Origin of the sequence: Caballeronia sp. LZ033 (genome assembly GCF_031451265.1) — a bacterium.
Taxonomy (GTDB): domain Bacteria; phylum Pseudomonadota; class Gammaproteobacteria; order Burkholderiales; family Burkholderiaceae; genus Caballeronia.
Genome location: NZ_JARUXQ010000001.1, coordinates 2,484,174 through 2,503,306, shown reverse-complemented (window position 1 = coordinate 2,503,306; position 19,133 = coordinate 2,484,174). Strand labels below are relative to the sequence as shown.

Genomic DNA, 19,133 nt, shown 5'->3' with positions numbered 1-19,133 from the left:
ATCCCACCCGTTCAGATCGACCATGAACAGAAACTTCTTCAACCTGTATAGCCACGACTTCGCGCGCGTCGCAGTGGGCGTGCCGGCCTGCAAAGTCGCGGATCCGGAATTCAACGCCGCGCAGACCCTCGAACTCGCGAGACAAGCCGCGGCGCGCGGCGCGGTGCTGGTCGCGTTTCCGGAACTCGGCCTCTCCGCCTATACCTGCGACGACCTGTTTCATCAGCGCGCGTTGCTCGATGCCTGCGAAGACGCATTGCAGACGCTGCTCGACGCCTCGAAGGGACTCAATCTCGCGATGATCGTCGGCGCGCCGCTGCGCGTCGAGCACAAGCTGTTCAACTGCGCGATCGTCATCGCCGATGGCTTCATTCGCGGCATCGTGCCGAAAAGCTATCTGCCGAACTACGGCGAGTTCTACGAGGCGCGCCAGTTCAGTCCCGCCGATGCCGCGACCACCGCCACGCTCCGTCTGTGCGGCCAGGACGTGCCGTTCGGCGCGTCGCTGCTGTTCCAGATCAGGGACCTGCCGCTGTTCCGGTTCCATGTGGAAATCTGCGAGGACGTCTGGGTGCCGGTGCCGCCGTCGTGCTTCGCGGCGCTCGCGGGCGCGACCGTGCTCGTGAACCTGTCGGCGTCGAATATCGTGGTGGGCAAGTCGGCGTACCGGCATCAGCTCGTCAGCCAGCAGTCGGCGCGCTGCGTCGCGGCGTATCTGTACACGTCGGCGGGCGACGGCGAGTCGTCCACCGATCTCGCCTGGGACGGCCAGGGTCTCATCTACGAAAACGGCGCGTTGCTGGCCGAGTCGGAGCGCTTCTCGCGCGACTCGCATCTGATCTTCGCCGATGTCGATCTCGAACGGCTCTCGCGCGAACGCATGCGCCAGACCACCTTCGGCCGCTCGACGCAGCGGCATGCGGACGAAGTCGCGCGCTTCGACGTGATCGAATTTCCGCTCGCGCTTCCCGCCGACAGCAAGCTGCCGCTCGAACGTCATGTCGAGCGCTTCCCCTACGTTCCGTCCGATGCCGCGCGCCGCGACGAACGCTGCAACGAGGTCTACAACATCCAGGTGCAGGCGTTGCTGCAACGCTTGCAGTCATCGGGAATGTCGAAGGTCGTGATCGGCATCTCGGGCGGACTCGATTCGACCCATGCACTGCTGGTGTGCGCGAAGGCGATGGACCGGCTCGGCCTGCCGCGCGCGAACATCCTCGCGTACACGATGCCGGGCTTCGCCACCAGCGAACGCACCTTGAGCCAGGCGCGCGAACTGATGGAGGTGATCGGCTGCACGGCGAATGAAATCGACATCCGGCCGAGCTGCGTGCAGATGCTGTCCGACATCGGTCATCCGCACAGCACCGGCGCCGAGCAGTACGACATCACTTATGAAAACGTGCAGGCCGGCGAGCGCACGAGCCATCTGTTCCGGCTCGCCAACTTCAATCAGGCGATCGTCATCGGCACCGGCGATCTGAGCGAGCTGGCACTCGGATGGTGCACCTACGGCGTCGGCGATCACATGTCGCACTACAACGTCAACGCCAGCGTGCCGAAGACGCTGATCACGCATCTGGTGCGCTGGGTGGCGGAGTCGGGACAGATCGGCAGCACCGGCAGCGACGTGCTTGAGAACGTCCTCGCCACCGACATCAGTCCGGAGCTGATCCCCGGCAAGACGAGCGGCGTGGTGGAGCAGAAGACCGAGAGCGTCATCGGCCCGTACGAGTTGCAGGACTTCAACCTGTACTACACGCTGCGTTTCGGCTTTGCGCCGACGAAGGTGGCATTCCTCGCGCTGCATGCATGGCGCGACCGCGATGCCGGCGCCTGGCCGGAAGGCCCTGCGGTGGTGCGCAATCAGTACGGCATCGGCGACATCCGCAAGAACCTGAAGATCTTTCTCGACCGCTTCTTCCGCACCAGTCAGTTCAAGCGGTCATGCGTGCCGAATGCGCCGAAGGTTGGCTCGGGCGGCTCGCTTTCGCCGCGCGGCGACTGGCGCGCGCCCAGCGATTCGCAGGCCACCGTCTGGCTCAAGGACCTGGAGCGCGTGCCTGTCACCGAATAGCGGCGACGCGTTTTCTTGCACCTCGCGGTTTACCGGACCGCTTGCGCGATGAAACGCAGCTAGAATCGAAATCATCTGTCCCGCGCGGGACACGACCTCTTTCGAATCCATTGAACCGAACTCCATGCGAGGCACGCCATGAAACGCATCACCGCCATCATCAAACCCTTCAAGCTCGACGAAGTGCGTGAAGCGCTCGCCGAAGTGGGCCTCACCGGCCTCACGGTCACGGAAGTGAAGGGCTTCGGCCGTCAGAAGGGACACACGGAGCTCTATCGCGGTGCAGAGTACGTGGTGGACTTCCTGCCGAAGGTGAAGATCGAAGTGGTCGTCGCCAACGACCAGACCGACCAGGTCATCGATGCGATCATCGGCGCCGCGCGCACCGGCAAGATCGGCGACGGCAAGATCTTCGTCGCGGAAGTCGAGCGCGTGATCCGTATCCGCACCGGCGAGGAAAACGAAGCGGCAGTCTGAGCGCCGCGGTTCTTCCGGTTTCAGGGCTCGCCGTTCGCGCGAGCCTTTCTTCAGCCGTTCTGCGCACGCTCGCGGAATGCGCGCCGTCTTTCGCCGTTCATCCAATTTATTGCCCGACCGCAGGATTTCACCGTCCGTGCGGTAACATCGGTGATCGATTACATATTTGAAAGGATTCGCTGAATGCATCATGCGATCGGGTTCATTCAGGATCTCGCGGTGATCATGGCCATCGCGGGCGTCGTGACGGTGCTGTTCCACCGCATGCGGCAGCCGGTCGTGCTCGGTTACATCGTGGCGGGCGTGATCATCGGGCCGTACACGCCGCCGTTCAATCTCATTCACGACGAAGCCACCATCCAGACGCTCGGCGAACTCGGCGTGGTCTTCCTGATGTTCTCGCTCGGGCTCGAATTCAGTCTGCGCAAGCTGTTCAAGGTCGGTGCAACGGCGTTCGTCGCGGCGCTCTCGGAAATCGTGCTGATGATCTGGATCGGCTACGAGATCGGCCGCTGGTTCGGCTGGAACGCGATGGACTCGCTGTTCCTCGGCGCGATGCTCGCCATCTCGTCGACCACCATCATCGTGAAGGCGCTGTCCGAGCTGAACATGAAACGCGAAGGCTTCGCGCAGCTCGTGTTCGGCATTCTGATCGTCGAGGATATTCTCGCCATTGCCATGCTCGTGCTGCTGTCGGGCATCGCGCAGACGGGTTCGGTGAGCGCCGGCATCGCGTTCGCGACGCTTGGCAAGCTGCTGCTGTTCATGACGGTGTCGCTGGTGGTCGGCATCCTGACGGTGCCGCGGGCGCTCAACTACGTGGCGCGCGCGAAGAGCGACGAGATGCTGCTCGTCACCGTGCTCGGCTTCTGCTTCGGCTTCTGCCTGTTGGTCGTGAAGCTGGATTATTCGATCGCGCTCGGCGCCTTCCTGATCGGCGCGATCATGGCGGAGTCGAAGCATCTCGCGCGCATCGAGCATCTGATCGCGCCGGTGCGCGACATGTTCTCGGCCATCTTCTTCGTCACCATCGGCCTGCTGCTGAACCCGACCGTGCTGGTCGACTATGCCTGGCCCATCGCCGTCATCACGGTCGCGGTGGTGTTCGGCAAGATCGTCTCGTGCGGGCTCGGGACCTTTCTCGCGGGCAAGGACGGACGCACGTCGATGCGCGTCGGCATGAGCGTCGCGCAGATCGGCGAGTTCTCGTTCATCATCGCGTCGCTCGGGTTGTCGCTCAAGGTCACGAGCGGCTTCCTGTATCCGATCGCGGTGGCCGTGTCCGCGCTCACCACGCTGTTCACGCCCTATCTGATCCGCGCCGCCGATCCGTTGACGATGCGCGTGGCCCGCGCGATGCCCGCACCGTTGTCGAACACGTTCGGGCTGTACTCGCAATGGCTCGCGAGCCTCACGACCGGCTCCGGCGGCCCGACGCTGTTTTCGATGAGCAAGCGCATCGTGTTGCAGATCGCGGTCAATCTCGCGCTCGTCGCGGCGATTTTCATCAGCGCGTCGTATGCGGCGCCGTTTGCGTTCGCGCAACTCGCGCGCTGGCTCGACTCCGACAATGCGCAGCGTGTCGTGCTGTGGAGCGCCGCGCTGGTGGTGGCGATGCCGTTCCTGGTGGCGGTGTATCGCAAGCTCGAATCGCTCGCGCTGTTGCTGGCCGAAGTGAGCGTGCAGCCAGCCAAGGCGGGACGCTTCACGCGCGCGATCCGCTCGGCGATCTCGGGGCTGATTCCGATCGTCGCGATGTTCGGCGTGTTCCTGCTGGTGGCCGCGTTGTCGGGCGCGATCCTGCCGCCGTTCGGGCTGATGATCGCCGTGCTGCTGTGCGCGGCGCTCCTGCTGACGGTGCTGTGGCGCTGGTGCGTGAAGATTCACGCGACGATGCAGATCGCCTTGCGCGAAACCTTCGAGGAACCGCGCGAGCACTGATGCCGGTTCGCTCGATGGAGTATTACGGGCGCCCGGGAGAATGTGAGCCAATGTGACCAATTGTGTGCCGGTTTGCCGCAGATGCTTCACTGGCGGATAATTGGGGCTTGTCCATTCTTTCAAGGCGCGCGGGCGTCCGACATCGGAATGAGCGATAACAACACCTCCAAAGGCAGCACCACTCCAGACGGGCGCACGAGCGGCGCGGGTTCTTCTGCAGCGGGCGGCTTGCAGCACGACGCCTCGCGCGGTGCGAATCTCACGGCGCCGCCGGAAGCCGCGGCTGTTGCTGCGGCGCCCGGGCCGGCCGCCAGCGCCACTGAACGCGCGTCGACGGATGCGCCTTCCAGCGCGGCGAACCTCGAACCCGTCGATACCCAGAAGGCCCGCCGTGACGACGCGCAGGCAGCCGCGGTTCACGTGAAGCCTGCGCCGGCGGATGCCAGGTCGAGTCTCGCGCAGAACCTCGAGGCGGCGACAGAAGCGGAAGCGGAAGCCGAAGTCACACGCACCACGAACGCCCAGTCGGCGTCTTCAGACTCGCCCACTGGCCGCACCGCGCCGCCGGCGACCGCCGGCTTTCCTTCCGGCATCGCCGAGGCGCCGGATTTCAGCAAGCTCAATGTTCCGCCTGTGCCCGACGCGGCTGCCACGCAGCCGCAGCCTGCGTACCTGAAGCAGTCGGATTCGGCGTGGTCGGTGTTTGGCCGCATCATCGCGGCGCGCGCGCGCCAGATTTTCGACCGGGCAGGGCAGCGGGTCACGCAGCGCACCTTGCGGATTGGCGTCTCGGCACGGATCTTTCACCCGGAGCCCGGCGCCAAGGGGCTGCGCGGCAAGACGCTGCAATACCTGGAGGAATCCATCGCTCATTGGGTGATGTCGCGCGACGTGCTGGTCTTCATGATTCCGACCGTCGGCAACCAGGGCATGCTGCATACGAGCAATATCCGTCTGCGCGACTACGCGAAGCATCTCGACGGCCTGCTGCTGCAAGGCGGCGCCGACGTCTCGCCGCAATCCTACGAGGAAGTCACGACGCGTCCCGAATGGCCCGGCGACCGCGTGCGCGACATGTACGAGCTCGAACTGCTGCATGAGTTCGTCGAGTCGGGCAAGCCGGTGCTGGGCGTGTGTCGGGGTTGCCAGCTGATCAACGTGGCGTTCGGCGGCACGCTCTACGGCGACATCGCCACCGAGGTCCCGATGGCCGGCGTGCACGTCAACGAGCAGTATGACCAGCATCGGCACGCCATCCGCTTTCCGGACGGCTCGACGCTCGCCAACATGTTTCCGAACCAACGCGACGCCCTCGTCAATTCGATCCACCATCAGGCGGTGCGGACGCTCGGCCGCGACCTGAATATCGAGGCGGTGTCAGCGTCGGACGGCATCATCGAAGCGGTGCGCTATCGCAAGGCGCCATTCGTCGTGGGCGTGCAGTGGCATCCGGAGTTCCATCGCGCGGGCGGTGCGGAACTGCTCGATTGCACGCCGCTGCTCGATACCTTCCTGCGCGTGGCGCGCGAGACGCGTTTCTGAGCCGGCCGTACGGTTCCAGTGCCGACAAGACAAAGCCCGCTCCAGGTGAGCGGGCTTTGTACGTTGAAGGACGCCGGATTGGACGCTCAGTCCGCCGCCTTATCCGACCATCGGCGCGCGGCCGCCGTATTCGACGTGCCCAGCCCGGCTTCGGTCGCGCGCTGCAACTGGTCCACCTGCATCTGCAATGCGCGCAGCTTGCGTTCGGCTTCGAGCTTGTCGCTCTGCAAGGTTGCGGCTTCGACCTGCAACTGCTGCTGACGCTGCGACACCTGCGAGTCCTGCTGTTGCGCGAGCACGAGATCGGCGGAGAGCCGGTTCGCGCGATCCGCCGATTTGGCGATCACCCGGTCGAGCAACGCCTTTTGCGCCGTCAGCTGAATGCGGCGGATTTCGCCTTCCGCAAGCGAGAAGCTTTTGCGCGCGAACTCCGCATAGACCGAATCGGCGCGCCCCGCGTCCTGCGTCTTCACCACGCGCCACCAGCGGTCGTCCTGCGACAACGCCACGTAGTACAGCATCTCCTGCGCGAGGAAGAACAGCTTCGCGCCATAGCTGCCGTTGCGGGTGGCGCGCAGCTCGGTGAGGCTGCCCGCCTGCACCAGGCTTTGCAGTTCGGCGATGTTGCCTTCAGCACGCGGCGCACGCGGGTCGCTTGCCGGACTGGAAGCGTCGTTGTCGGCATTGTCCGCGGTGCGGGCGTCCGCACCGGGACCCGGGCGCGGCGCAGTCGCAGCGGTCCTGGGCTGGCTCGAAGCAGCGGACGCAATCGCGAACGGCGCGAGCGTCCCGCAGAGGCAGAGGGACAGCGCGAGCGTGAGCGTCGTGTGACGGATGGGTCTGGATTGCTTCATGTTGGCGTTCGGGCCGAAAAGGTTGATCGGACGGGTTCGCTGCTTCCTGACGTGCATCCTCGGTTGTTCGTCGTGGTTAATCCGCTGCCGCGCCTCCCTCGCCGGCATCGCGTGCGTCAGGTGCGGGGGCGTTGCTGTCGAGCGTCGGCGAGTGCTGCAGCAAGGCATACAGCGAGTGCACATTCATCGCGCCGGGTCGGGCAGGCTTCATCCGCACCGTCTTGCGAGGCGCTTCCGTGCGCTCGAGCCGCGAACGTTTCACCTTGACGGCACGCGCCCGATCCGCTTCCGGCGCGACGGTAGTGCGGCCGGGAACCGCCGCCACCGGTTCTTGCGGCGTGGGCCGTGAGACGTCGGCAGGCGCTTCCGGCTCAATAGCGCGTGCTGGAGCGGCCACGGCTGGTTCGACCGCCGCCGGCGGCGCAAGAGCGGAAGGGGTGGACGGTTTCTCTGTCGGCCCGAACCGTGCAGCTTCCGCCAAGGGCACAGCCGGCATCGCGCCCGGCGCGGCTGGCTCGTTGCCGAACAGAAACCACAGCAGCAACAGCGCGCCGACGGAGATCGCCACGCCGGTCAGGATCTGCGCGGCGCGCGACATGCCCCGGCGCGCCGCTCCAAGTCCCGCATGGATCGGCGCGCTCAGGCGTAGCGGATCCACCGGCGCTTCTTCCGCGCGCGCGCGGGCGCGCTGGCTGTCGAGCAGGTCGAGGATGGCGCGCGGCAGTTCGCCGTGCGCGAACACGCTCCACAGGCTGACCGCGCGATAACGCGAAGTGGAATCGGACAGACGGAACGCCGGCAGATAAGCGGTCTTGAACCGTGCCGCATACAGCGCGATCTCGAACGGCGACTGAACCGGACGCGCGCGGGCGAGCGTCCATGCGACGCCGAAGTCCAGCGCGGGGTCCGGCAGCGGGCGCACCGTCGGCAGACGCAGTTCGCCTTCCACAACGATCAACGGTTCGCTCATCGAGATTCCACAGACATGCGCCGCACGCGGGCAGCAGCGGAATGCATCGACCCTGATGGCGCGGAAAACGGCCTAGTCGCGCGGGCGGACAAGCCGAATTTTCGACCGGCAATCATACGAAACGGATTTCCTTCCCGCGACCAGAGCATTCCTAATTTCACTGGCGCCAGTGGAAAACCGCGTGCGTTTCTGGCTGGCGCCGCGAGCCTCAGTCGAGAGGGAAGACGTAGCGGAAGCAGAACAGGTCGATGCCCGCCAAGTGGTCGGCTTCGCGCGCCTCGCGTCGCCAGCCGCGCGATTCATAGAAGCCGATCGCCGCGGCATTGTCCTCCAGCACGGACAGGTGCAGTTGCCGCGCGCCGCGCTCGCGCGCCCAGCGGATGGCTTCGGCAAGCATCGCGGTGCCCGTGCCGAGACCCTTGTGCTCCGGCAGCGCGTGCAGGTTGTCGACGAGCACGCTGCCGTGCTCGTCGGGTTCGATCAGACAGGTGAAGCCGACCGCCTCGTCGTCATGCAGGGCGATCACTACGCGGCCCGCGCCTTGCGTCAGCTCCGGCAGGCGCGTTGCCCAATGCGCGGCGCGTTCCGCCTGCATCTCGCGATCGAGGTATGAGTCCGGCAGGATGCCGCGATAGACCGACATCCAGCTGCGTACGTGCATCGATGTGATGAGATCGTGATCGCCGAGGGTGGCGTCGCGCATGACGGGTTGCGGCCGCGGCATCTCGACTGTCGGTTTTACGTTAGGCATATGTAAGCTAGTTTTAATGTAATTTGAACGAAATTAGGCGCTGTTCTATGCAGCCGTCAAGGCGCAAGCGTTAAGATTGAGGTCGCCGCAACCATAACAACGAAGCCTTATCCTCCCGGTCAGCACGGCGCGCCGCCATCCGTCCCTGTACGGATCCTGCGCAGGTCGCTGAACCGCGCACCGCGAGGCCCGTCGCGCTCATCTCACGATTGTCGAGAACGTTCATGTCCACAGCCCACGTCGCTCCAGCCAACGAATCAAAGTTCAAGTCGGTGTTTCGCGTCGTCAGCGGAAACTTCCTTGAGATGTATGACTTCATGGTCTACGGCTATTACGCCTCGGCCATCGCCAAGACCTATTTTCCGAGCGGCAACGAGTTTGCCTCACTGATGCTCGCGCTCTCCGTGTTCGGTGCGGGCTTCCTGATGCGTCCCGTGGGCGCCATCGTGCTCGGCGCGTACATCGATCATCATGGCCGCCGCAAAGGCCTGATCCTGACGCTCGGGCTGATGGCGGTCGGCACCGCCTGCGTCGCGCTGGTGCCGGGCTATGCCACCATCGGCGCGCTGGCGCCGATCATCGTGCTCGGCGGACGCCTGCTGCAAGGCTTCTCGGCCGGCGTGGAGCTGGGCGGGGTGTCGGTGTACCTGTCCGAGATCGCGACCAAGGGCAACAAGGGCTTCTATTGCTCCTGGCAGTCCGGCAGCCAGCAAGTGGCGGTGGTGTTCGCCGCGCTCATCGGCGTGATCATGAACCGGCTGCTGCCCGCCGACCAGATGACCGCATGGGGCTGGCGCGTGCCGTTCCTGATCGGCTGCCTGATCGTGCCGTTCCTGTTCATCATTCGCCGTTCGCTGCGTGAAACGGAAGAGTTCCTCGCGCGCAAGCATCGTCCGAGCATGGGCCAGATCGCCCGTTCGATCGCGCAGAACTGGGGCATCGTGCTGGCCGGCATGGGCATGGTCATCATGACCACCGTGTCGTTCTACATGATCACCGCCTACACGCCGACCTTCGGCAAGGAAGTGCTGAAGCTCTCGTCGATCGATGCGCTCGTCGTCACCGTGTGCGTCGGCATTTCGAACCTGGTGTGGCTGCCGGTGATGGGCGCCCTGTCGGATCGCGTGGGACGCCGGCCGGTGCTGCTGGTATTCACGATCCTCACCATTCTCACGTCGTATCCGGTGGTGCAGTGGCTGGTGGCGGATCCGTCCTTCATGCGCCTGCTGCTGTGCGAACTGTGGCTCTCGTTCCTGTACGGCAGCTACAACGGCGCGATGGTCGTCGCGCTCACCGAAGTCATGCCGGTCGAGGTGCGCACCACCGGCTTCTCGATGGCCTATAGCCTTGCGACGACCATCGGCGGCTTCACGCCGGCCATCTCCACGTATCTGATCCATGTCACCGGCAACAAGGCCGCGCCGGGCCTGTGGATGGGACTCGCCGCCGTGTGCGGGCTGATTGCGACATGCGTGCTGTATCGCTCGCCGGAAGCGCGCAACCAGTACAAGACGGCCTGAGCGCAGTCAGGGCGCGAGCCACTGGCCGCGCCAGCTTCCTGCATCGAAGTGGAAGCGCGCCCGGACGTGTCCTTCCGGCGCCAGATGAAGATAGTCGATGCCTGATACGGCGATCTCGATCAGGCAGAAATGCTCGAAGCCATCCGTCGTGGCGGGGTCCGGATGCGCTTCGGCAGGCGTGGACACCGGCGTGCCGGGCGCAACCGGCGCGCGATAGACAATCAGCGTGCGCGGCCGGCTGGCTTCCCATACGGGCCGGGTGTCGCGCGGATCCTCGACGATGCGTGCCGTGCCCGTCAGCCGCAGCTGCTTGCCGGCGTCCATATCGCAACCGATGAGCGCAATGCGCGCATCGCGTCGCAACTCGGCGACTTTTGTCGACCGCAAGTCGGTGTGAAACATGAGCGAGCGCTGCGCGCGACACGTGCGCCGCAGCACCACGGTGCGCACGGCGGGCGTGCCGTCCAGCCCGTGCGTCGCGGCCTGGAGCATCGTGAAGGGCGAGCGCTGCGCGCCGGCGTTCGCGCCCGAGTCGAGCAGGGTCCAGATTTCGTCGAGAATCTCATCCATCCGTGATCTTCCGGTGCGTGGTCAGTCCCGCAGCGCCGTCGCAATGTTTTCGATCATCTCGCGCCAGGCGCCCGGCGCACGCTGGCGCACCAGCCGCGCGGCGGGATACCACGCACAGCGGTCGGCATCGATGCCCCAGCGCCAGTCGGCGGCATGCGCCAGCATCACCCACAGCGGTTTGCCGAGCGCGCCCGCGAGGTGGGCCACCGACGTATCCACAGACACCACCGCGTCCAGCCGGTCGACGATCGCGCCCGTGTCCGCGAAATTCTCCAGGCGGCCTTCGAAGTCGTAAATGGCCTTTGCATTCGGATGCGCGCGCAGCACGGCGCGCTCATGCGGGGTGAGGAACGGCTGCAACACGATCCAGTCGACATCCGCGAGCGCGAGCAGCGGCGCGAGCGCTTCCACGGGCGCCGAGCGCGTTTCGCCCGGCTGCATCCGTCCGGACCACGCTATGCCGATCTTGCGCTTGTGCTGCCCGCCGAGCGAGCCGCGCCATTTGCGCCGGTAGTCCGCCGGCACGACGAGGTAGGGCGTGCGCGCGGGCACCGCGTCCAGCGACGCGACGCCGAGCGCATGCGGCAGGCTCAGCAGCGGACAGAAGGCGTCCGCGCGTGAGGGCGCGTCGTCGGCGCGGCTTCGCAACTCGACGCGCGCGGCCTTGGCCGCGGGCGCCAGCAGCGGCGCGAGCGCGGGCTGCACCTCCAGCACGAGCCTGCCGACCCGCTGCGCCGCGAACGGCACGAAGCGCACGAACTGCAACGTGTCGCCGAAACCCTGTTCGGCGCGAACCAGCAGCGTACGCCCCGGCATCGGTTCGCCGTGCCAGCGCGGCAGCGCCGGCGCGGGCTCGCTCCCGGCCGTCTCCAGACGCGCCTCGTAGGCCGGCAGGCCGCGCGCATAGTCGCCCGTCGCCAGCAGGGCGAGCGCGCGGTTCAGTTGCGCGGCAGGCATGCCGGCGTCGAGCCGCAACGCCTGATCGAAGGCGCGCAATGCCGCTTGATGCGCGCCGCGCGCCAGATGCGCATTGCCGAGCGACAGCCACGCGACGCCGTATTTCGGATCGAGCCCGACCGCGCGCTCGAAGTGCGGCACGGCTTCTTCATGACGCCCGAGGCGGGCGAGCGCATGACCCAGCCCGAAATGTCCGGGCGCGAAGCGCGGCTGCAAGCCGACGGCGTGACGCAGGACGGGCAGCGCGTCGGCAGGATTGCCGTTCGCATCGAGCAGATTGCCAAGATTGAAGTGCGCGGCGACGTAGTTCGGTTCGACATCGAGCGCCGCGCGAAAGTGTTCGATGGCCCCGGGCGTATCGCCGAGCGCGTTCAGCGCCATGCCGAGATTGTTGTGCGCCCCCGCGTGGCGCGGGCGCAGGACGAGCGCGCGCCGGAACGCCTGCGCCGCGTCCTTGAAGCGCCGCAGCGCCGACAGCGCATTGCCGAAGTTGTTCCAGGCGGCGGCGTCGTCGGGACGCAGGCGCAGCGCTTTCTCGAAGGCATCGGCGGCGTCTTCATGACGGCCCGCCGCCGTGTAGGCATTGCCGAGGTTGTATTGCGCGAGCGGAAAACCGGGCGCGAGCGTCAGCGCATTGCGGAAGCGCTCGATGGCGTCGTCGAGCCGGCCGAGCGCCTTCAGCGCGTTGCCGAGGTTCAGCTGCAGGCCCGCGTCGGTCGGGCGCAGGTCCACGGCGCGGCGCACGAGCTCGGCCGCCTCCGCGTGCTGGCCTTGCTGATGGCGCAGCACGCCGAGGTAGTGGAGCGCGTCGACGTGATGGGGTTCGGCGGCGAGCGCGGCTTGATAGTCGCGCTCCGCGTCGGTCAGGCGGCCGTCACGATGGGCCGCGAAACCGCGGGCGAAAACGGTGTCCATGAAGGAAAAGAGACACAGGCCGGAAATACAAACCTCGTATTTTCCCACACCGGCGGCCCCGGTTTTCCAAAAGCACGGTTGACCATCGGCGATAATGGCGCTTAACATATGAATACCTGTTCATATGTTTGTTTGAGCTTGCCATGTCCGCACCGTTCATTGCTCCCGGCGAAATCACCTCCGACGAACGGGTCGTGCCGCTGGCCGACCTGTTCCGCCTGCTGGGCGATCCCACGCGACTGCGCATCGTGCTGGCGTGCGTCGAGCAGAAACGGGCGGTGGGGGCCATCGCGCAGGGACTGGGACTGTCGGCGTCGCTGGTGAGCCACCATTTGCGGCTGTTGCGCGCGGCGCGCATCGTGCGGGCCGAACGCCAGGGCAAGCAGGTCTTCTACGTGGCCGCCGACCGCCACATCAGCGCGATGCTCGGCGAATTGCTGGAACACGTCGCCGAGCCGCAGCCGGAAGCCGCCGATCTCGATTGAATCAACCAACGAAGAGCATCGCGATGGATACGCATCGACACGACGAACACGATCACAGGCACGACCACGACCACGACCACAAGCACGAAGGCCACGGTCATTCACATGCCCATGGCCCGGGCGGTCATCATCATCACCACGCGCCGCAGGCGGGGCAGGGCCGCAGCTTCGCGCTGGCGGTCGGACTGAACGTGCTGATCGTCGTCGTGCAGGCGATCTACGGCTTCCTCGCTCACTCCACCGCACTGCTCGCCGACGCCGGCCACAATCTCTCCGATGTCCTCGGCCTGCTGCTCGCATGGGCCGCCGTCTGGCTCGGCACGCGCCAGCCGAGCGCGCGCTATACCTTCGGACTTGGCAGCTCGTCGATCCTCGCGTCGCTCGCCAACGCGGCGCTGCTGTTGTTCGCGTGCGGCGCGATCGTGCTGGAAGCCATCCAGCGGCTCATCCATCCGGCGCCCGTCGCGGGCCTCGACGTGTTCGTCGTCGCGACGCTCGGCATGGTCGTCAACGGCTTCTCGGCATGGCTCTTCATGCGCGGCAGCAAGGACGACCTCAACGTGCGCGGCGCCTTCATGCACATGGCCGCCGATGCCGCCATTTCCGCCGCCGTCGCGGTGAGCGGCCTCGTCATCCTGTTCACCGGCTGGAGCTGGCTCGACCCGCTGATGAGCCTGATCGTGGTCGCGGTGATCGTCTACGGCACCTGGGGCCTCGGACGCGACGCGATGCGGCTCGCCATGGCCGCCGTCCCGCCGGGCGTCGACGTGACGCGCATCCGGACTTATCTGGTGCAACTGCCGGGCGTGAGCGACGTGCACGATCTCCACGTGTGGGCGCTCTCCACGACCGAGAACGCGCTGACCGTGCATCTCGTGATGCCGCAAGGCCATCCCGGCGATGCGTTCGTGCAGGGCGTCGTCAGCACCTTGCGCCGCGACTATTCGATGCATCATGCAACCGTGCAGGTCGAGTTCGGCATGGCCTGCCATGCGTGCATTCTCGAGGAGCGCGGGCACGAGCATTGATCCTGCGCGTGCCGCAACCCGCAGCGGCCGCGCAGGAGGCGGGCGTACACTAGACGCCGTGACGTTTCACGGAGGACCGCATGTACGCGCCAAAGCTGAATCCGAACGACAAGCTGGACGTGGCGCCCGTCCTGATCGCGGGCGCCGGTCCGACGGGCCTCGCCGCCGCCATGAGTCTTTCGCGCGCGCATATCCCGGTGAGACTCGTCGACAAGGCGCGGCAGCCGCTGCCGTATTCGCGCGCCATCGGCATCCAGGCCCGCACGCTCGAACTCTTCGAGCAGCATCGCACCGTTGCGCCGTTCCTCGAACTCGGTCATCGCGCGCGGGTCGCCAATCTCTATTCGAACGGGCAGCGCCTCGCGCGCCTCGACTTCGATCCGTTGCAGACCCGCTATCCGTATCTGCTGTTTCTCGACCAGACCGAGACCGAGCGTCTCCTCACCGAGCATCTGAAGGGCTTTCATGTCGAGATCGAGCGCGGCGTGGAACTGATCGATTTCTCGCAGGGCTCCGCGGGGGTGCAGGCCACGCTGCGGCATCCCAACGGGCGCGACGAACTGCTGCGCCCGTCCTACCTGATCGCGGCCGACGGCGCGCACAGCTTCGTGCGGCATCGGCTGGGCATCGGCTTCGACGGCAAGACCTTCGACCAGACTTACCTGCTGGCGGATCTCCAGGTGGACGTCGACTGGCCCGACGACGAGTTCCATATCTTCGCCTCGGGCGAAGGACTCGCCGCGCTCTTTCCGCTGGGCGGCGAGCGCGCACGCCTGATCGCCGACCTGCCCGCGCCCGTCGCCGATGCCATCAAGGCCGACAGCACGAAGACCGGTCCGACGCTCGATGAATGCCGCGCGCTCGTCGCGCGCCGCGTGCATCACAAGATGACGCTCTCGAACCTGACGTGGTCGTCGTACTTTCATTTGAACAGCCGCATGGTCGACCGTCTGCGCGTGGAGCGCGTGTTTCTTGCCGGCGATGCCGCGCATGTCCACAGCCCGGCCGGCGCGCAAGGCATGAACACCGGCATCCAGGAAGCGCTCAATCTCGGCTGGAAGATCGCGCGGATGCTCGCGGGCGGCGCGCCCGAGCGGCTGCTGGACAGCTATCACGCGGAGCGGCATCCGATCGAGCGCGACGTGCTGCGGCAATCGAACCTGCTCACGCAGATGGCCGGCGCGGAGCACGGTCCGATGAAGCTGATGCGCGATCACGTGATGCCCGCGCTTGCCGCGATCGGCCCGTTGCGCGACGCGATGCGGCGCACGGTGAGCGAGCTGTCCATCAACTATCGCAAGAGTCCGCTGACGCTGGAGCGTCTGCTCGATGGCGGTCCGCGCGCGGGCGAGCGTGCGCCCGATGCGCGCGTGCATGTGATCGACGGTCCGCTCGGGCGTCTGCCGGGCGTCGGCTGTCTGTTCGACCTGCACGATCCGGGCTGCTTCTCGCTGTTCCTGCTCGTGAATCCGAGCGGCGAGGACGATATCGCGCTGGCGCCCGCCACGATCACCGTCGCGCACGCGATGCGCGACCCGGACCTCGACGGCCTGGCGAAGGCCATCGACGCGATCCTGCCGAACGCCGTGCGCGTGTGGCGCATCACCGACACGAGCGGCGAGGGCGCGCAGTCGCTCACCGACCAGTACGGGCGCACGCGTCCGGCGTTCTATCTGGTGCGTCCGGACGGTTATATCGCCGCGCGCGGCCGCGCGCCGTCCGATGTGCCCGCGCTGCTGCGTCACTGCGAAACCTGGTTGGCGCGCAGGACACGAGCGTCGAGCGGCCTGCGCCGCACGAGGATTAAAAAACCCCTGCGGTGCAGGGCTTGGTGCTCAGGCGTATCGGATCAGGCCGGCGCGGTCTTCGGTTGCAGGTCCTGCTTGTGCAGTGTCAAGGCCTCGCGCAGGATCGGCTCCATCGTGGCGCTGGCTTCCGGATTGTCCAGCGCGGCGAGAATCGCGAGCCGCATGCGCGGCTCCCAGAAGCGGCGGATGTGATCCGCCACGCCATCGACGGCTTCGGCGCGGTCCGGCATCGAATCGAAGAATTCGCCGATGCGGTTCGCCATCTCGATCAGGTTGTCGACGTCCATGCGTTATTTTCCTGATGTGGTGGTGGCGAGGTTCAGCAGTTCGAGCTGCTGCGTGTTGAAGCGCGAATAGTCCTTCTGCCATTGCGACGGCTGCTCGACCGGCAGCACCTGCACCGCCGTCACCTTGTACTCCGGACAGTTGGTGGCCCAGTCGGAGGAGTCCGTCGTGATGACGTTCGCGCCCGATTCCGGGAAGTGGAAGGTCGTGTACACGACGCCCGGCTGCATGCGCTCCGAGATCTTCGCGCGCAACACGGTCTGCCCGGCGCGCGACTCGATGCCCACCCAGTCGTCTTCCCGGATGCCGCGATCTTCCGCATCCACCGGGTGGATCTCGAGACGGTCCTCGTCGTGCCATTGCGAATTCTCGGTGCGCCGCGTCTGCGCGCCGACGTTGTACTGCGACAGGATGCGCCCCGTGGTCAGCAGCAGCGGATACTTGCGCGTGACCTTCTCCGGCGTCGCGACGAACTTCGTGATGACGAAGCGGCCCTTGCCGCGCACGAACTCGTCGATGTGCATGGTCGGCGTGCCGTCCGGCGCGCGTTCGTTGCACGGCCACTGGATGCTGCCCAGTTCGTCGAGGCGTTCGTAGGACACGCCGTGGAAGGTCGGCGTGAGACGCGCAATCTCGTCCATGATCTCGGACGGATTCGTGTAGTTCATCTCGTAGCCGAGCGCGCGCGACAGCTTGATGGTCACTTCCCAGTCCGAGAAGCCGGCGAGCGGCGGCATCACCTTGCGCACGCGCGAAATGCGGCGTTCCGCGTTGGTGAAGGTGCCGTCCTTTTCCAGGAAGGTCGAGCCCGGCAGCAGCACGTGCGCGTACTTGGCGGTCTCGTTGAGGAAGATGTCCTGCACGACGATGCATTCCATCGACGAGAGCGCGTCCGCCACATGCTGCGTGTTCGGATCCGACTGCACGATGTCCTCGCCCTGGCAGTACAGGCCCATGAAGGTGCCGTGCATCGCGGCATCGAACATGTTGGGAATGCGCAGCCCCGGTTCGTCCTGCAGCTTCACGTTCCAGGCTTCCTCGAACAGCGCGCGCGTGGCGGCATCGCCGATATGGCGATAGCCCGGCAGCTCGTGCGGGAACGAACCCATGTCGCACGAGCCCTGCACGTTGTTCTGGCCGCGCAGCGGATTCACGCCGACGCCTTCCCGGCCGATGTTGCCCGTCGCCATCGCGAGGTTGGCGATGCCCATGACGGTCGTCGAGCCTTGCGCGTGCTCGGTGACGCCAAGGCCGTAGTAGATCGCGCCGTTGCCGCCGAGCGCATAGATGCGCGCGGCTTCGCGGACTTGCTGTGCCGGCACGCCGGTGGTCGCTTCCATCGCCTCGGGCGAATTCTCCTCGCGCGCCACGAAGTCACGCCATTGACCGAAGGCGCGCGGCTCGCAGCGTTCGGCGATGAAATCGTCCTTCAGCAGGCCTTCGGTGACGATCACGTGAGCCAGCGAGTTGACCATCGCGACGTTCGTGCCGGGACGCAACTGCAGGTGGTACTGCGCCTTCACGTGCGGCGTATCGACGATATCGATGCGGCGCGGATCGATCACGATCAGCTTCGCGCCTTCACGCACGCGGCGCTTCAGACGCGAGCCGAAGACCGGATGGCCGTCGGTCGGATTCGCGCCCATCACGATGATCACATCCGACTGCTCGACCGACGCAAAGGTCTGCGTGCCGGCGGATTCGCCGAGCGTGGACTTGAGACCGTAGCCGGTCGGCGAGTGGCAGACGCGCGCGCAGGTGTCCACGTTGTTGTTGCCGAACGCGGCGCGCACGAGCTTCTGGACGAGATAGGTTTCTTCGTTCGTGCAGCGCGACGAAGTAATCCCGCCGATGCTGTCGCGCCCGTACTTGTCCTGGATGCGGCGGAATTCGCTCGCCGCGTAGTTGAGCGCTTCTTCCCACGAGACTTCGCGCCACGGATCGGTGATCTTCGCGCGGATCATCGGCTTCTTGATGCGGTCCTTGTGCGTCGCGTAGCCCCACGCGAAGCGGCCCTTCACGCAGGCGTGGCCTTCGTTCGCCTGGCCGTTCTTGTTCGGCGTCATGCGCACGACGGTGTTGCCCTTCATCTCCGCCTTCAGCGAGCAGCCGACGCCGCAATACGCGCACGTCGTGATCGCCGAGTGTTCCGCCTGGCCCAGCATGATGACGCTCTTTTCCTGCAGCGTCGCGGTCGGGCAGGCGGCCACGCAGGCGCCGCACGACACGCATTCGGACTCCATGAACGGCACGTTCTCGCTTGCCGCGACGCGCGACTCGAAGCCGCGTCCGGCGATGGTCAGCGCAAAGGTGCCTTGTGTCTCTTCGCACGCCCGCACGCAGCGGTTGCAGACGATGCACTTCGACGGGTCATAGGTGAAGTACGGGTTCGACTCGTCCTTCTTGTCCTTCAGGTGATTCGCGCCTTCGTAGCCGTAGCGCACTTCGCGCAGTCCGACCACGCCCGCCATGTCCTGCAGTTCGCAGTCGCCGTTGGCGGGGCAGGTGAGGCAGTCGAGCGGGTGATCGGAGATATAGAGCTCCATCACGTTGCGACGCAGCGATTGCAGCTTGTCGCTTTGCGTGCGGACCTTCATGCCGGCTTCCACGGGCGTCGTGCACGACGCCGGATAGCCGCGCTTGCCCTCGATCTCGACCAGGCACAGGCGGCACGAACCCCACGGTTCGAGCGAATCGGTGGCGCACAGCTTCGGTACGTTGACGCCGGCTTCGATCGCCGCGCGCATCACGGACGTGCCCGCGGGCACCGTCACGCTTTCGCCGTCGATCTCCAGCGTCACGTCGACATCGGCATGACGCAGCGGCGTGCCGTAGTCGGTTTCGTCGAACGGGTCGCGGCGCTGCACCGATGCCGCGCTCTTGCACGCGCAATTGCCGGAACCGCAGCCGTTGATGGTATTGGACATTGTCTTTGTCTCCTTCTGTTCGCTCA

At 66.1% G+C, this 19,133-nt stretch carries 14 protein-coding genes and 1 pseudogene; 8 read left to right on the top strand and 7 right to left on the bottom strand.

Annotated features, from left to right (window positions below; genetic code table 11):
- Positions 1–22 precede the first annotated feature (22 nt).
- The 4 genes from QCE62_RS11760 (at position 23) to QCE62_RS11745 (ending at position 6,037) form a co-directional block, all read left to right on the top strand.
- On the top strand, positions 23–2,077 hold the full coding sequence (locus QCE62_RS11760; RefSeq protein WP_309917954.1) for an NAD(+) synthase: 2,055 nt from the start codon (positions 23–25) through the stop codon (positions 2,075–2,077).
- A 138-nt stretch (positions 2,078–2,215) separates the two neighbouring features.
- Positions 2,216–2,554 carry a P-II family nitrogen regulator gene (gene glnK / locus QCE62_RS11755; RefSeq protein ID WP_086969848.1) on the top strand — a complete coding sequence of 113 codons (339 nt, stop codon included), beginning with the start codon at positions 2,216–2,218 and terminating at the stop codon, positions 2,552–2,554.
- 183 nt (positions 2,555–2,737) lie between these two features.
- On the top strand, positions 2,738–4,495 hold the full coding sequence (locus QCE62_RS11750) for a cation:proton antiporter (RefSeq protein ID WP_309917951.1): 1,758 nt from the start codon (positions 2,738–2,740) through the stop codon (positions 4,493–4,495).
- A 147-nt stretch (positions 4,496–4,642) separates the two neighbouring features.
- Complete coding sequence (locus tag QCE62_RS11745) at positions 4,643–6,037, top strand: type 1 glutamine amidotransferase (protein WP_309917948.1); 1,395 nt, start codon at positions 4,643–4,645, stop codon at positions 6,035–6,037.
- 86 nt (positions 6,038–6,123) lie between these two features.
- Here the strand turns inward: QCE62_RS11745 and QCE62_RS11740 are convergent, their stop codons facing one another.
- The 3 genes from QCE62_RS11740 to QCE62_RS11730 form a co-directional block, all read right to left on the bottom strand.
- Entirely contained in the window at positions 6,124–6,891 is a 768-nt protein-coding gene (locus QCE62_RS11740; protein WP_309917946.1) for a DUF2968 domain-containing protein, read from the bottom strand.
- Positions 6,892–6,967: 76 nt separating this feature from the next.
- Positions 6,968–7,861, bottom strand: coding sequence for a hypothetical protein (locus QCE62_RS11735; RefSeq protein ID WP_309917944.1), 894 nt, complete (start codon positions 7,859–7,861; stop codon positions 6,968–6,970).
- A 208-nt stretch (positions 7,862–8,069) separates the two neighbouring features.
- Positions 8,070–8,564: a GNAT family N-acetyltransferase gene (locus QCE62_RS11730; protein WP_309917942.1), complete on the bottom strand. Its 495-nt coding sequence runs from the start codon at positions 8,562–8,564 to the stop codon at positions 8,070–8,072.
- A 272-nt stretch (positions 8,565–8,836) separates the two neighbouring features.
- Between QCE62_RS11730 and QCE62_RS11725 the strand changes: the two genes are divergently transcribed.
- Positions 8,837–10,132 (top strand): MFS transporter, encoded by a 1,296-nt coding sequence (locus QCE62_RS11725; RefSeq protein ID WP_309809363.1) that lies wholly within the window; start codon positions 8,837–8,839, stop codon positions 10,130–10,132.
- Positions 10,133–10,138: 6 nt separating this feature from the next.
- Here the strand turns inward: QCE62_RS11725 and QCE62_RS11720 are convergent, their stop codons facing one another.
- Positions 10,139–10,702, bottom strand: coding sequence for a pyridoxamine 5'-phosphate oxidase family protein (locus tag QCE62_RS11720; RefSeq protein WP_309917939.1), 564 nt, complete (start codon positions 10,700–10,702; stop codon positions 10,139–10,141).
- Positions 10,703–10,723: 21 nt separating this feature from the next.
- Entirely contained in the window at positions 10,724–12,574 is a 1,851-nt protein-coding gene (locus tag QCE62_RS11715; protein WP_309917934.1) for a tetratricopeptide repeat protein, read from the bottom strand.
- A 143-nt stretch (positions 12,575–12,717) separates the two neighbouring features.
- On the opposite strand from QCE62_RS11715, the gene QCE62_RS11710 reads away from it, so the two are divergent.
- From QCE62_RS11710 to QCE62_RS11700, 3 genes are all read left to right on the top strand, one after another.
- The gene (locus QCE62_RS11710) at positions 12,718–13,059 is read left to right on the top strand and encodes a metalloregulator ArsR/SmtB family transcription factor (protein WP_309917930.1); all 342 of its coding nucleotides are present in this window, start codon (positions 12,718–12,720) and stop codon (positions 13,057–13,059) included.
- Positions 13,060–13,082: 23 nt separating this feature from the next.
- Positions 13,083–14,087, top strand: a complete 1,005-nt coding sequence (locus QCE62_RS11705) for a cation diffusion facilitator family transporter (RefSeq protein ID WP_309917928.1) — start codon at positions 13,083–13,085, stop codon at positions 14,085–14,087.
- 80 nt (positions 14,088–14,167) lie between these two features.
- A complete protein-coding gene (locus tag QCE62_RS11700) occupies positions 14,168–16,087 on the top strand; it encodes an FAD-dependent monooxygenase (protein ID WP_309917923.1) in 1,920 nt (639 codons plus the stop codon).
- On the opposite strand, the pseudogene QCE62_RS11695 reads toward QCE62_RS11700, so the two are convergent.
- Both QCE62_RS11695 and fdhF read right to left on the bottom strand, forming a co-directional pair.
- Positions 16,042–16,158 (bottom strand): annotated as a pseudogene (locus QCE62_RS11695) (formate dehydrogenase subunit delta); the annotation flags it as partial. The gene QCE62_RS11700 and the pseudogene QCE62_RS11695 sit on opposite strands and share 46 nt — an antisense overlap.
- Positions 16,159–16,185: 27 nt before the next feature.
- Positions 16,186–19,107 carry a formate dehydrogenase subunit alpha gene (gene fdhF, locus QCE62_RS11690; RefSeq protein WP_309917920.1) on the bottom strand — a complete coding sequence of 974 codons (2,922 nt, stop codon included), beginning with the start codon at positions 19,105–19,107 and terminating at the stop codon, positions 16,186–16,188.
- Positions 19,108–19,133 lie beyond the last annotated feature (26 nt).